Below are 15609 nucleotides of genomic sequence, written 5' to 3' on the forward strand. Positions count from 1 at the left end.
TGTTTTGTTTTAGTTAATATTTTTAATCTTTGATTTTTATTACGATAATTTCAATGCAGAGAGAGAGTTTTTCCACAGCACCTCAGCCAAATCTGACTCTCGCATATTTAAATTTTCGGCCAAACTTTGTAAAACATAAGGCAAATTAACAGGAGTATTACGAGTACGTTGTTCAGTTGAGGTTTGGCAGCAAAGCGGTGTCATATCTGGGCAATCTGTTTCGATCACCAAGTGCTCGGCACCTATGGCCTGCACAACAGTATGAAGTTTTTTTGCGTTCGGGTTGGTAATCTGTCCTGTCACACCAATTTTAAAACCAAGCTTAATAAGGCCTTTTGCCTCTTCTACCCCACCACTAAATGCATGAGCAATGCCACCCAATTTAAATTTTTGAGCTTTTAATATAGCGAGCACATCACCATGTGCTTTTCGAATGTGGAGTAACACTGGTTTTTGATATTGCGTTGCCAACTCTAAATGATCTGCAAAATATTGTTTTTGCTTAGCATATATATCGGGCTGCTTATGCTCTTTTAAGAAAGTATCTAAGCCAATTTCACCCACTGCCACGCAGTCCTGTTGCTGCAAGATGTGTTCAAGCTGAGTCAAATGCTCTGGTTGATGTTGCTCAATATAAAACGGATGTAAACCTGGTGCTAAATATGAAGTGGGCACATTTTCCCAGCTTTTTAACTGATGATGAGTTTGCACCAATTCATCAAAGCGTGACTGCACAAAACCAATTAAGACTAATGCATCTACGCCCACTTTTTTGGCATCAAGCGCTAACTGCTGCCGATCTTCATCAAAATCGGCAACATCAAAATGGGTATGGGTATCAAACAAATGCATTAGCCAGCACTTTTTGCAACTGGTGCCGAAGCTGGTTTAGCTTTAGGCTGTGGCAAATACTCTTGTTTCAACACGTCTTGTAATTGGTCATATGGAATGACTAATCGAGGTAATCCTACCACATATGGTCCAATTTCATATTCACCGTATTGAAGAATTAAACCTTGCTCACCCAATAAGAAGTTATCAGATAACTTAAATGGCCAAGCTTGCTCATATTCACCTACATTATCAGCCAGTTTAGAGTCTGTAACCCAAGTCTTAAAGGCTTCATGGGCTAACTTTTCTAATGCAGTTTTTTGCTGTGGGCGTAACAAATCTTCCAGCTTAATCTGCTTTTGTTCTTTTAAATCAAAATTATAATAATGCTGTGCAGCAGAACCGTGTGCACCACCTAAATAGCTACTACTATTAAGCACCACGGTTACGACTTTACCTTGAGCCTGCAAAATCTTAGGTTTCACCAAAAGATTAATTTGATGATTACTACTTAAAGCTTTTAACTCATTGTCTAAACCAATAAATGAATTGGCATAACGTTGAACCTGTGCATCAAAACTATTTTTTTGCTCTGCTCCCGCAACTGCTGAAGCTTCTGTTTTTTGATCGGCTTGCTTCACTTTAGCATCTGGTTCAGCAATCTCTAAAATTTGACCTAGAGTCTTTAAGATTTGCTGATCTAGAATTTTGTCAATAAATGGAAAATTACTCTGCAAACGTTCAACTGTGAATTCTGGACAAGTTTTACCATCACAATCAGGTAAAGCAACCTTAGTAGGAACTGTTTCGCCCTTCAAAGTCAGCTCTACTGGCTTTTGTTCCTCGACTGCTGGTTTCTGCTGTTCTTGAGAATCCTTAGGATCAGCTTTAGGTTGGCATGCCACCAAAAATATAGCAGAAGCAAGCAAAGTTAATCGCAGTGAAGCTTTAGAAGATAACATCATATTTTGCCTTTTATTCTAAGGAGATTACACAGTGCCTTTTCTAAGAAATTAGCGCATATAAATAGAGGTTGCAAATTCTGCTACCATCTTAAAACATTTGTTCATAAACCTCGGGTTGTAATATTTTTTTGGTTTGTTCTTTAGATAAATAAATATCGAGCTGTGGAGCTTCTTTAGTAATCTGGTTTGCCTGATAATGTAAGCCAACACCTTCACCATCAAAGAACCAATCTGCCTGCCCCCAATATAAAGTTTTTGGTGCTTCTTTCTTTATGTCAGCAGTCTGTTTTTTTAACCAATCTTGATAGGCCACCTGCACCATTTGATGCACAGTAGTTTGCTGATCCTTCTTTAAAACATCTAACAAAGTTAAGCTTTTATGCAATTTCCGGTCTGCTACAAAAAAGTAATAACGATCTTTAATTGTGAGCTCTTCTTGCTTGGTATCAAGTCCTAATTGCAATAAAACATATTGATTACGCTGCGATGCAATACGCGTATGAAGATGTAATTCGTAAGCCCGATTCTTTGAATATTTATCTTGCCATTCATCAGACTTTTTAACATAGGCATTAATGGCTTGCTGCAAGCTTAAGTCTTTTTTCAAATCAATCTGGTCTTGGATCACTTTAGCCTGACTTTTGGCAATCCAGCCATTTAGCCATGCATCTTGGGTCTTTATCGTTTGAATATCGACATCAATACAGTTTTTCTTCTCACAAAATGGCAAAGCATAATCCGCTTTTACTTGTTGTAAGTTAAGAAATGGCAGTACTTCAGCCTTTTCTATATGTTGAGTTTGGGTAGATGCTAGTTTTGTTTGAGAAGATGATGAAGGCTGAGTGCTTTTCCAGACAAAAAGGCAAATAGCTAAAAGTAATATGATTACTGCAACCACAAGCGCAATAATTGTCTTTCTATTCAAATTCATTTCATCATCCTTTCTTATTTTTCAAAACAAAACAGCTTCTATTCGAAGCTGTTTGTCACATTAAAATGATCAGTGTTCACGTGTGTTACGGAACTGAATATCAGGCCAACGCTCTTGCATAATCTGCAAGTTCACTCGGCTTGGCGCAAGATAGGTCAAGTGTCCGCCGCCATCGATAGAAAGTTGATCATGTGCTTTCTTCTTAAACTCATTCAGAGTTTTTTCGTCATCACAGTGAATCCAGCGAACTGTGTTAACACTTACAGGTTCATAAACACAGTCAACCTTATATTCTTCTTTCAAACGATAAGCAACCACATCGAACTGAAGCACACCTACCGCACCCACAATCAGGTCATTGCTGATTTGTGGCATAAATACCTGAGTCGCCCCTTCTTCCGACAGCTCTTTCAAACCTTTTTGCAATTGTTTTGACTTCAATGGATCTTTTAAACGCACACGACGGAACATCTCTGGCGCAAAGTGAGGAATACCTGTGAAATGTAAATTTTCACCACTGGTAAAAGTATCACCAATTTGAATTGTGCCATGGTTATGTAAACCAATAATATCGCCTGGCCATGCTTCTTCTAAATGTTCACGCTCACCAGCAAGGAATGTCAAAGCATCACTAATGCGGACATCTTTGCCAAGACGCACGTGGTTCATCTTTAAGCCTTTTTCATATTTACCAGAGCAAATACGCATGAAGGCAATACGGTCACGGTGTTTCGGATCCATATTGGCTTGAATTTTAAATACAAAACCAGAGAAACCTTCTTCTTTCGCTTCAACCATACGCTCTTGTGTAGGATGCGCTTTAGGTTCAGGCGCCCAGCCCATGAAAGCATCTAATACATGGTCAACACCAAAGTTACCTAATGCCGTACCAAATAGAACCGGAGTTTGCTTACCTTGTAAAAATAATTCGCGGTCTAATGGCTCATTCGCCATTTGCACAAGTTCAAGCGACTCTTCAAAAGATGCCCAAGCCAACTCACCTACTTTTTCGCGAATATCCGCATGATCATAGCCATCGCGCACTTCAATATCTGTAATGGTTGAACCAAAACCTGCTTTGTAAACATACAATTTATTTTCAAGAATATTGTATACACCAGCAAAATCACGTCCCATCCCTAAAGGCCATGTAATAGGTACACAGCGAATATTAAGGACATTTTCAATTTCATCGAGTAACTCAAGTGGTTCACGAATCTCACGGTCCATCTTATTTACGAACGAAATGATAGGAGTGTCACGCATACGACAAACTTCCATCAATTTGATGGTACGTTCTTCGACACCTTTTGCACCATCAATCACCATTAATGCAGAGTCAACTGCTGTTAGGGTACGATAAGTATCTTCAGAGAAGTCTTCATGTCCCGGTGTATCAAGTAAGTTAATGGTATGACCTTTATAAGGAAACTGCATGACAGAAGTGGTAATCGAAATTCCACGCTCTTTTTCCATTTCCATCCAGTCAGATGTAGCTGCGCGATCAGATTTACGGCTTTTTACCATCCCTGCAACCTGAATTGCTTTACCCCATAACAGTAATTTTTCTGTCATGGTGGTTTTACCGGCATCGGGGTGGGAAATGATGGCAAATGTGCGGCGTTGAGCAACCTGTGCCGCTAACTCATCTTTAAAACTCATGAAATACACCTACTGCGGAGATTGCAGTGCCAAAGACCTAAAGTCGATCAAAATAAAAATTGGCGTAATTGTAGCAGATTTATAGAACTGTTTAATGATTGTTGATAAGCCAAGAGCTACTCATAAGCTTTTTAGATCTTTTCAATTAAAAAAACCCACCTGTTGATAGATGGGCTTTGTTAAAACTTAATAGAATTGTTATGCCAGTTTCTTTTCTTCAATAAATTGAACATCTGCAATTTGTGCATCCCAGAACTCATTCCATAAAGCACAGTAATCAATACATAGCTTGGTTAAGCTCTCATAATCATCTTTTGTAATCGCTTGGGCTAATGCAAACCAAAGGTCATCTTGGTGGTCATCATCAGCAGCCTCAGATGTTTCATCAGTAGATACACCATGTACATGGTAATAGCCACCACCTTCAACATCGATATTTACGAATTTGGTTGCTTGACGCAGTGGTGGGCTAAAAAGAATGACCTCTTCCTCTGCAACGGCCAATAATGCTACGACCTTGATATAACTATCATAAGAAGACTCTAAGAATGATCTCACCTGATCTGCAAATTTTGACGGCTTATAATTACGACGGTCAAGCTCAGTTAAACCATAATCATTAAGTAAATCCTCATATAAAGGATAATGAGCGTATTCAGGGTTGCCCAAATAGTAATTATCTTTATCGAGTCCAGGACGAAAACCGAATTCATCAAGTATATTTAAACTTAATAACACTCTTGGAAACATTTTGGCTCCTGAATGGAGTTTAGGTTCCAATTGTTTTGTTAAAAACTGTGCTTGTAATAGAGCATCAGTAAAAATCTGCACAATCGCGTGGCGATATTCTAAATGAATATGCGTCAACGTTGTCTTATCCAGATATCCACTGTTTAATAACTCGATTGCAGGATGCTTACAAACCGGCAATTCTGCAATTGTTTTTCTTAACTGTTGAAGAAATTGTAAATTTTCATCCCATTGTTTTGCAGGGATACTGTTTTTCATCCCCTGCAATGCTTTTTCTCTTGGATTATTAAAGTCTTCAAATTTTTTTAACATAATGATTCTCAGTAGAAAGTTGTTCTTATAGTTAAGTTATAGGTTTTCCCTTTATTTCAATTATGCATTCAATTGCTAAAATAAATTCCGCTCACCTATGCTTAACAAGTTGATACTATGTTTATTATCTCAACAAATCAACGGATTAATTAATAATATTTAAAAAAGTAAACTATTGCAAACTCAATATATAATATGTTGTTTTTTAAATTAACCAAGCTATTGAATAAATATAATTTTTTAAATACTATAAAATAAGTTTTATTTAAGCTTCTACACTTTACAATAGCAAAGTTAATCAAAAAATATCCGCGACGGGGAAACCAATGTCAAAAAGAGAAACTATTATAAGAACAGCTACCTCCCTCTTTAACCAAAAAAGCTATACGTCTATTGGTGTTGATCGTATTATTGCTGAATCTGGCGTTGCAAAAATGACTTTTTATAAATACTTTTCTTCTAAAGAAGTCTTAATTGAAGAATGTCTTTATAAAAGAAATTTAGAAATCCAAGATTCAATGTTGGAAAAAATTAATAACATTAACAACCCCTTACTTAGACTAAAAAAAATCTTTACTTGGTATATCGAATGGATCAACACAGATGACTTTAATGGCTGCTTATTTAAGAAAGCGACCATCGAAGTCATGCAATTATATCCTTCTATCAAACATCAAATTAATGAGTACCGAGAGTGGATTTACGCATTAGTTTTTTCAGCCCTTTCAGAGTTGGAGGTTGAAAATACGAAAATTCTAACAGGACTTTTTCTTAACATTGTAGATGGAATTATTATTGATGGCACTATAAACAAAGAAAAGATTAAACCCGAAGAAACATGGTATTATATAAATAAAATTATTGAGTTTGAAACAATCCGAGATTGTGCAACTATTTAATTTATAAATTAATTAAAATTTTATATTTTAATAAAAATAGAAGTTATTTTTATTTCGGTGGAGTCTACTATCCAACTCCACCAAAAATCTATTCAACTTCAAAAATTAATGTATTTATATTTTATAAAAATGAATAATTTTATTTAACCCCATCTTCATTAATTCTAATTATTATATAAACTTCACAATGCTTTATAATAATCCTTTTCACCTCTTATATTTTATAAAACGCAAACATCAATTTATTAGTATTACTTTATACTTACAGTATATATTCATAAATTATTATATGTAAAATACTCAACCAATTGAGAAACTACTACTATTTCATTACTACAAATATATAGGTGTGCTTTTAAAAGATAATTTTATTTTAATTAATTGTTCTTTAAAGAAAAAATTAAAAGAAAATATGAGGTTTAAAAACCGATATAGAAAAGATTAAGCGAAATGGGCGCCTTGGGTTTCAATGAGCTGATCAACCTGAACAGGCATACCTAATAAATAACCCTGAAATTGCTGGCAACCTAAACGAGTCAAAATCTCAACCTGCTGTTGAGTTTCTACTCCTTCGGCAGTTACGGTTAAACCCAACTTTTTAGCTAAATGAATAATACTTTCTAGAATGACTTCTTCTTTTGAACCTGGTTTTAAATCAACAATAAAGCCACGATCAATTTTCAATTCATCTACAGGCAAATCTTTTAAATACAAGAAACTCGAATGCCCTGTCCCAAAATCATCAATTGCAACTCGAATGCCCATGTCTCGCAGTCGCTCACAGGCTCGAATACTTAAATCAATATGCCGCATTGCTGTTGATTCAGTAATCTCAACAATTAAGTGATGAGGTTGAATTTGATATTTTTTTAACAATGCTTCGAGTGTACTAAATAACTTTTTATTTTCAAATTGCAGTGCCGACAGGTTCACTGCAACTGGATAAAATGGTGTATTACTGCGTTCCCATTCCTGAATTTGCAGGCAAGCTTGCTCAAGCGCCCAATATCCCATTGGAATGATCAAACCTGTTTTTTCTGCACCCTCTATGAACATATGTGGGGTGAGAATTCCTAAAGCTGGATGATTCCAACGGATTAATGCTTCCACACCGCACACTTCAAGATTCGTATTAAATTTTGGTTGGTAATATAAGATGAATTGCTTTTCTTCTACGGCTTTATAAAGATCATTGATCAGTTTTGACTGGCTTCTTGTTTCTTGTTGATGAGTTGAATAACTGAATATGGTGTAAGTATTCCGGCCCTGCTCTTTAGACATGAGCATCGCGGCATCAGCGTTCATGAGTAAGTCTTGAACATTTTGTCCATGCTCAGGAAAGAGTGCTACTCCTAAACTCGCAGAAATATTAATTTCTTTACCAGAAATTTGATAACTTTCCTGAATCAGCTGTAAAACTTTCTCGGCCAACACAACAGCTTCATCTGAATTTGTATTTTCTGCAATAAGCAAAAACTCATCGCCACCAATTCTAAGTAGTTTACATTTCTCATTGAGTTGCCAGTGTAAACGATTTGCCATTTGAATGAGGAGTTGGTCACCTACATGATGCCCAAATGCATCATTCACTGATTTAAAACGGTCTAAATCAATATATAAAAAAGCAATTTTTTGATCTTTATATCGATGATCTGAAAGCAATACTTCAGCATAATCAACTAAATAAAGGCGATTTGGCAGCTTGGTTAAATTGTCTTGTATAGATAAATTAGCTAATTCTTTATTTGCCTTGCGCAATTCTAAATTTTGTTGCATGAGGCGTTGTTCTAACATTGCCACAATAAAACTTGCTACGAGTACCAAACAGGTGACTAGAATAATTGTAAATAGTAATAAGTCATGTTCAGCCTGATATTGGCTAATAAATTTATCAGTAATATTCGTCGCAATAAGAGCAGTATAGTGCATCCCCATGATGCTTAAGGTCATCATTATCGAAAATGCGATTTTTAAGGTTAAGCGATATCGTTCGGTATCTTTTAATTTATAGGCGAGTAAAAACGCTAACCCCGAACCACTCATTGCAATTAATACAGAAAATAAGAGTAAGAACGAAGTGTAATCTTTTTTATAAACATTAATATTCCAGCCCAACATGCTAATGTAATATGAAGCTGAAATTCCAATTCCCATAATAATCGAACTCAAAATGAGTCTAAATAAAGGAAGTGTAAAACGTGAAGTCAACCACATCGCAATGCAAGATAACAATGCACTAATGGCATAAGAAATGACAATTAAAGGAATATTCGAGTTGGCTGTATCAAACAGATGATAAGCTTGTATGCCAACAATATGAACAATACTAATTGCTAAAGCGAGTAGCAATCCATTAATAAATAAAATTAAGGATTCAAACTTTTTATAGAGTTGCTTGAATATTAGCTGCTCCATGGAAATTACAATATAGCAAGTGAGGCCAGCTGCAATAAAAGAGCCGACGATCATTGTGCTATCGTAATCAACATGACCCATATTGGACTTCCATGATTATTCAATACTTTTTTTTATTTTGTTCAACTCATTGCCCAAAATACAATTAAACATGTTAAAGAAATTTTAGTAAATTTGACTTATTCAGTCAGTTATAAACAATAACATTATCTATCTTTTGGTCAAGTATTTTTTACTTTATAAATCAATAAAGTAAATAAAAACCAAGCAGCCAATTATATGAAAAATATAGAATTTATTTAATCTATTCAAGACGACCTAATCACAATTGTAGCATTCAAATAAAAAAATAATATAAATAAAGAACCCTGCTTTAAGCAGGGTTCTTTTGAAGCATTAGAAAAGGAAAATTAGTTCTTTTCTTTATCTACGATTTTGTTTGCTTGGATCCATGGCATCATTGCACGTAACTTATTACCAGTTACTTCAATACCATGTGCAGCATTTTGACGACGACGAGCAGTCATAGATGGGTAATTTAATGCACCCTCTTGAATGAACATCTTCGCGTATTCGCCAGATTGAATACGTTTTAATGCATTACGCATCGCTTCACGAGACTGCTCGTTGATTACTTCAGTACCCGTTACATATTCACCGTACTCAGCATTGTTAGATACTGAGTAGTTCATGTCAGCGATACCACCTTCGAACATTAAGTCAACGATCAATTTAAGCTCGTGTAAACATTCGAAGTAAGCCATTTCAGGTGCATAACCAGCTTCAACTAAAGTTTCGAAGCCCATTTTCACGAGTTCAACTGCACCACCACAAAGAACTGCTTGCTCACCGAATAAGTCAGTTTCAGTTTCTTCACGGAATGAAGTTTCGATAATACCTGTACGACCGCCACCTACGCCAGAAGCATAAGAAAGAGCAACGTTACGTGCATTACCAGAAGCATCTTGATGAATTGCGATTAGATCAGGAACACCTGAACCACGTTGGTATTCAGAACGAACTGTGTGACCAGGTGCTTTAGGAGCAACCATGATTACATCTAAGTCTTTACGTGGAACAACTTGGTTATAAAGAATTGAGAAACCATGAGCAAATGCTAAAGTTGCACCTTCTTTGATGTTTGGTTCAATCACGTCACGGTAAAGTTGTGATTGGAATTCATCTGGAGTCAAAATCATTACGAGGTCAGCTTGCTTAACTGCAGCAGGAACTTCTGCAACTTTAAGACCAGCATTTTCAGCTTTCTTCCAAGAAGCTGAACCTGCACGTAAACCTACAGTTACATCTACGCCTGAGTCTTTAAGGTTAAGTGCATGAGCATGACCTTGAGAACCGTAACCAATAATCGCTACTTTCTTGCCTTGGATGATTGATAAGTCACAGTCTTTATCGTAAAAAATTTGCATTTGTGTTCTCCGCTAAAATACTTTTTAAAAAATTAAATGGCTAATACTTTTTCGCCACGGGCGATACCAGATACACCTGAACGAACGACTTCTAGAATAGTGTTTTCTGCAAGCGCATCGATAAAACCATCTAATTTTTCAGTTGTCCCTGCTATTTGAATGGTATAGGTAGTTGGGGTCACGTCTACAATTTGCGCACGGAAAATATCCGCTGTACGCTTAATTTCAGCACGTGAAGCACCTAACGCTTTTACTTTAATCAACATCAGTTCACGCTCAATGTGCGAACCTTCTGATAAATCTACTACTTTTACAACTTCAACAAGTTTGTTGAGCTGCTTTGTAATCTGTTCAATCTTATGGTCATCACCATAAGTGGTTAACGTCAAACGTGATAACGTAGGGTCTTCGGTTGGAGCTACATTCAACGTCTCAATGTTGTAGTTACGTTGACTGAATAAGCCCACCAAACGAGAAAGCGCACCAGCTTCGTTTTCAACGAGTACAGAAATAATATGTCTCATTATGTACGCTCCCCTTTACCTAACCACATATCCTTCATAGACTGACCTGCGATCAGCATTGGATAAACATGTTCCGTGCGATCAACCATGACGTTAATGAATACACACTTATCATTAATAGCCATTGCTTCAGCAAGCTTTGACTCTAGTTCATCAGCATGATCAATCTGAATCCCCACATGACCATAAGCTTCCATCAATTTGCCAAAATCAGGCAATGATTCAACATATGAGCTTGAGTGACGGCCTTCATAGTTCATATCTTGCCACTGTTTAACCATACCTAAAGCACGGTTATTCAAGCATAAGATCTTCACGTTCATACCGTATTGCTTACAGGTTGAAAGCTCTTGAATACACATTTGTATTGAAGCTTCACCAGTAATACAAACCACTTGTTGATCAGGGAAAGCAAGCTTCGCAGCCATAGCATAAGGTAAACCTACGCCCATGGTGCCCAATCCACCTGAGTTAATCCATTGACGAGGACGTTTGTACTTGTAGTACAACGCACCAAACATTTGGTGTTGACCCACATCTGAAGTAATGATGGCATCACCATTGGTCGCTTTATATAAAGCTTCAACAACTTGTTGTGGCTTCATTGTGCCATCAGTCGGTGTTTCGAACTTCAAGCCATGAACTTTACGCCATTCATTAATTTGATCCCACCATGCAGCAATTGCTTCAGGGTTTGGCTTAGACACATTCAATTGTTTCAATTGCGTCAACATTTCCTGAAGTACAGGCTCAACTGCCCCTACAATTGGAATGTGCGCCATAATTGTTTTTGAAATGCTCGCCGGATCAATATCAATATGAATAACTTTGGCATTCAAACAGAATTTTGCAGGGTTATTAGTTACTCGGTCATCAAAACGAGCACCTACCGCAAGAATGACATCAGCATTATGCATAGTCATATTTGCTTCATAAGTCCCATGCATACCTAACATGCCAATGAACTGTGGATCATCGCCAGGGAAGCCACCAAGGCCCATAAGTGTGTTAGTCACTGGGTAACCGAGTAAATGAGCAAGTTCAGTCAATAATGCTGATGCATTACCTTGAACAACACCACCACCTGTATAAATTACAGGACGTTTTGCACTTAAAAGCTCATCAATCGCTTTACGAATTTGACCAGAATGACCACGTGAAGGTGGCTGATAAGAACGCATCTTCACTTTTTCAGGATATTCGTACGCAAATTTTTCTGCAGGATTAGTCGCATCTTTCGGAATATCGACGACAACAGGGCCAGGACGACCACTTGATGCGATATAAAATGCTTTTTTGATAATTGCAGGAATTTCACTTGCGTGACGAACTTGGAAACTGTGTTTCACGATCGGACGTGAAATACCTACCATGTCAGTTTCTTGGAAAGCGTCTTCACCAATAAGATGTGATGCAACCTGGCCAGACAAAATCACCATTGGGATTGAGTCCATATAAGCTGTTGCAATTGGAGTCACAGTATTAGTTGCGCCAGGTCCAGAAGTGACCAGTACTACGCCAGTCTTACCTGTAGCACGCGAGTAAGCATCTGCCATATGACCAGCAGCTTGTTCATGACGTACGAGGTAATGATTAATTTTGTCTTGTTGAAATAGCGCATCATAAATATGTAATACAGCGCCGCCTGGATAACCAAAAACATGTTCAACGCCTTCGTCCGCAAGAGCACGAACGAGCATTTCACCACCAGATAAAAGTTCCAACGTGATTCACCCTAAAATCTTTATCACTATTTATGGAAGGCACAAATAGTGTTTCATTCATTGAATTGTCTGCACTGTTATAGCACACATATTGTCTAGTTTTCGTTGCAATAGAAAAATTTCTGTTTTTCAGCCGTATAAGCTTTTTTAACATTAATAAAGCATGTCTGGATATACATACTTTAAGTAAAATCAATCTCTCGGCTAGAGAGAATGTCTATTACAAAACATGACGGTTATTCGAAGGGTGATCAAATAATCGCATATAAAACTAAAGGAAGCATTTTTGTTGTTTAATTCACTAAAGTCAAGATTAAAGAAACACTTTTCTATGATTATTTTTTAACTGACTATTTTTTCATCTTATTTGATTTTTCCACTTTTCTTTTTTTATGTCTGCCCCACTTTTTTCAGGTTTATTCCTGTTTAATTTTTAACGGAAAATAAATCCATCCCAAAACTGCATTTTTGTCAATTTTGCGCTATGCTGTGCAACAATCTTTAATATCAATTTTTGTTGTATAGCTTACGTCTATGACTATTTCTCACATTGACCCCGAATATCAAGCAAACACGATTGAACCATCAGTTCAACAAGATTGGGAAAATCGTAAAGTCTTTAAAGTTGCCGACACTGTCGAAGGTAAACATCGCTACATCCTGTCAATGTTTCCTTACCCAAGTGGCAAGCTGCATATGGGGCATGTGCGTAACTATACAATTGGTGATGTAATTAGCCGTTTTTACCGTTTAAAAGGTGAAACTGTATTACAACCGATGGGTTGGGATGCATTCGGTTTACCTGCGGAAAATGCTGCAATTGCCCATAAAGTTGCTCCGGCAAAATGGACATTTGAAAACATTTCCTACATGCGTGATCAATTAAAAAAATTAGGTCTATCTGTAGACTGGGATCGCGAATTTGCAACTTGTACACCAGAGTATTATCACTGGGAACAATGGTTATTTGTCCAGCTTTATAAAAAAGGCCTCATCTACCGCAAGCTTTCAACAGTAAACTGGGATCCGGTTGATCAAACAGTTTTAGCAAACGAGCAAGTTGAAAATGGTCGTGGCTGGCGCTCAGGTGCATTGGTCGAAAAACGCGACATTCCAATGTACTACTTCCGTATTACGGACTATGCACAAGAATTATTAGACGATCTTGACACTTTACAGGACGGCTGGCCTCAACAAGTGTTGACCATGCAACGTAACTGGATTGGTCGCTCTACAGGTATGGAAATTACTTTCCCATCTGCCAATACCGAAATTTATGCTGATGGCTTAACTGTTTATACAACACGTGCTGACACGCTTATGGGCGTGACTTATGTTGCTGTTGCGGCAGAACACCCTCTTGCGCTTAAAGCTGCTGAAAATAACCCTGAATTGGCTGCATTTATTGAAGAATGCCGCATGGGTTCAGTTGCAGAAGCGGACTTGGCAACAGCAGAGAAAAAAGGCATGGCAACAGGTTTGTTTGTAAAGCACCCTGTAACTGGTGAAGAGCTTCCTGTCTGGATCGCAAACTACGTATTAATGTCTTATGGTTCTGGCGCAGTCATGGCTGTACCGGCACATGACGAACGTGATTTTGAATTTGCCAACAAATTCAATTTGCCAATTAAACAAGTGATTGATGCCAAAGGTGCTGACGATGCAGACTACTCTGCAACTGAATGGCAAGAATGGTACGGTTCTAAAGAAGGTAAACTTGTTAATTCAGGTGAGTTTGACGGTTTAGAGTTCCAAGCTGCTTTCGATGCATTCCTTGCAAAATTAGAACCACAAGGTTTAGCAAATTCTAAAGTTCAATTCCGTTTACGTGACTGGGGTGTTTCTCGTCAACGTTACTGGGGTTGTCCAATTCCAATGATTAACTGTGATACTTGTGGTCAAGTCACAGTTCCAGAAGACCAGCTTCCGGTTGTATTACCAACTGACGTTGTTCCAGATGGTTCAGGTAACCCATTAAATAAAATGCCTGAATTCTATGAAACTAAATGTCCTTGCTGTGGTGGCGATGCACGCCGTGAAACAGATACTTTAGATACATTTGTAGAGTCATCTTGGTACTACGCACGCTATGCTTCTCCAGACTTTACTGGTGGTATGGTTAAACCTGAAGCAGCTCAAAACTGGCTTCCTGTAAACCAATACATTGGTGGTGTTGAGCACGCGATTCTTCACTTACTTTATGCACGTTTCTTCCACAAATTAATGCGTGATGAAGGTGTCGTACAAGGTAATGAGCCATTTACTAACTTGTTAACTCAAGGCATGGTGCTTGCAGATACATTCTACCGTGAAGCAGAAAATGGTAAGAAAACTTGGTTCAACCCTGCTGACATCGAATTAGAGCGTGACGAAAAAGGTCGCATCATTTCTGCGAAATATTCAGGTGACGGTCAAGAAGTGATTATCGGCGGACAAGAAAAAATGTCTAAGTCGAAAAATAACGGTATTGACCCACAAGCGATTATTGATCAATACGGCGCAGATACAGCACGTGTATTCATGATGTTTGCTGCTCCACCAGATCAATCTTTAGAATGGTCTGATGCAGGTGTTGAAGGTGCAAATCGTTTCTTGAAACGTGTATGGCGCCTTGTAGCAAGCTTCCTTGAAAAAGGTAACCAAGCCTCTACGATTGATGCAGCTAACTTGTCTAAAGATGCTCAAGATTTACGTCGTAAGACTCACGAAACTATTCAAAAAGTAAGTGATGATATTGAACGTCGCCATGCATTCAACACTGCAATTGCTGCTTTGATGGAATTGTTAAATGCAAGCAATAAGTTTGAAGCAAAAGACGACAACGACGTTGCTGTAGAACGTGAAGCGATCACCACACTGTTAACTTTACTTGCTCCATTTGCACCACATTTAAGTCAAACATTATTGGCTCAGTTTGGTACAGATGTGACAGAGACAACATTCCCTGAAGTCGATGCTTCTGCATTAACTCGTAATACCCAAACGATTGTTGTACAGGTTAACGGTAAACTTCGCGGTAAACTTGAAGTTTCTGTTGATATTTCTAAAGAAGATCTATTAGCTCAAGCTAAAGCTTTACCAGAAGTTCAACAATTCTTAACAGGACCAACAAAGAAAGAAATTGTGGTTCCAAATAAATTAGTTAACCTCGTGGTTTAATTAAAGTTAT

11 protein-coding genes are annotated in these 15609 nt (G+C 37.6%); 2 read left to right on the plus strand and 9 right to left on the minus strand.

Going from position 1 to position 15609, the window contains the following annotated elements:
* Window positions 1–39: 39 nt before the first annotated feature.
* The 5 genes from KTI78_RS07240 to KTI78_RS07260 all read right to left on the minus strand — a co-directional run bounded on the left by KTI78_RS07240 (window position 40) and on the right by KTI78_RS07260 (window position 5451).
* The gene (locus KTI78_RS07240) at window positions 40–852 is read right to left on the minus strand and encodes a TatD family hydrolase (RefSeq protein ID WP_262445655.1); all 813 of its coding nucleotides are present in this window, start codon (window positions 850–852) and stop codon (window positions 40–42) included.
* Window positions 852–1793 carry a DUF3298 domain-containing protein gene (locus tag KTI78_RS07245; RefSeq protein ID WP_262445764.1) on the minus strand — a complete coding sequence of 314 codons (942 nt, stop codon included), beginning with the start codon at window positions 1791–1793 and terminating at the stop codon, window positions 852–854. Before KTI78_RS07245 ends, KTI78_RS07240 begins: the two co-directional genes overlap by 1 nt.
* A gap of 91 nt (window positions 1794–1884) precedes the next feature.
* A complete protein-coding gene (locus KTI78_RS07250) occupies window positions 1885–2727 on the minus strand; it encodes a hypothetical protein (RefSeq protein WP_262445656.1) in 843 nt (280 codons plus the stop codon).
* Between the two features lie 69 nt (window positions 2728–2796).
* On the minus strand, window positions 2797–4389 hold the full coding sequence (locus tag KTI78_RS07255; protein WP_262445657.1) for a peptide chain release factor 3: 1593 nt from the start codon (window positions 4387–4389) through the stop codon (window positions 2797–2799).
* Window positions 4390–4587: 198 nt separating this feature from the next.
* Window positions 4588–5451 carry a hypothetical protein gene (locus KTI78_RS07260; protein WP_016142209.1) on the minus strand — a complete coding sequence of 288 codons (864 nt, stop codon included), beginning with the start codon at window positions 5449–5451 and terminating at the stop codon, window positions 4588–4590.
* 326 nt (window positions 5452–5777) lie between these two features.
* Here KTI78_RS07260 and KTI78_RS07265 point away from each other — a divergent pair, with 326 nt between their 5' ends.
* Window positions 5778–6350, plus strand: a complete 573-nt coding sequence (locus tag KTI78_RS07265) for a TetR/AcrR family transcriptional regulator (RefSeq protein ID WP_262445658.1) — start codon at window positions 5778–5780, stop codon at window positions 6348–6350.
* Window positions 6351–6791: 441 nt separating this feature from the next.
* On the opposite strand, the gene KTI78_RS07270 is transcribed toward KTI78_RS07265, so the two are convergent.
* The 4 genes from KTI78_RS07270 to KTI78_RS07285 form a co-directional block, all read right to left on the minus strand.
* Window positions 6792–8846 carry a GGDEF domain-containing phosphodiesterase gene (locus KTI78_RS07270; RefSeq protein WP_262445659.1) on the minus strand — a complete coding sequence of 685 codons (2055 nt, stop codon included), beginning with the start codon at window positions 8844–8846 and terminating at the stop codon, window positions 6792–6794.
* Window positions 8847–9175: 329 nt separating this feature from the next.
* Window positions 9176–10192 (minus strand): ketol-acid reductoisomerase, encoded by a 1017-nt coding sequence (ilvC, locus tag KTI78_RS07275; protein ID WP_057075715.1) that lies wholly within the window; start codon window positions 10190–10192, stop codon window positions 9176–9178.
* A 32-nt stretch (window positions 10193–10224) separates the two neighbouring features.
* Window positions 10225–10716 carry an acetolactate synthase small subunit gene (gene ilvN / locus KTI78_RS07280; RefSeq protein ID WP_001215920.1) on the minus strand — a complete coding sequence of 164 codons (492 nt, stop codon included), beginning with the start codon at window positions 10714–10716 and terminating at the stop codon, window positions 10225–10227.
* Window positions 10716–12440: an acetolactate synthase 3 large subunit gene (locus KTI78_RS07285; RefSeq protein ID WP_016142213.1), complete on the minus strand. Its 1725-nt coding sequence runs from the start codon at window positions 12438–12440 to the stop codon at window positions 10716–10718. Before KTI78_RS07285 ends, ilvN begins: the two co-directional genes overlap by 1 nt.
* Before the next feature lie 534 nt (window positions 12441–12974).
* Between KTI78_RS07285 and leuS the strand changes: the two genes are divergently transcribed.
* Window positions 12975–15599: a leucine--tRNA ligase gene (leuS, locus tag KTI78_RS07290; protein ID WP_262445660.1), complete on the plus strand. Its 2625-nt coding sequence runs from the start codon at window positions 12975–12977 to the stop codon at window positions 15597–15599.
* Window positions 15600–15609: the final 10 nt, after the last annotated feature.

This window comes from Acinetobacter sp. WU_MDCI_Abxe161 (genome assembly GCF_025514355.1).
GTDB lineage: Bacteria > Pseudomonadota > Gammaproteobacteria > Pseudomonadales > Moraxellaceae > Acinetobacter > Acinetobacter pittii_E.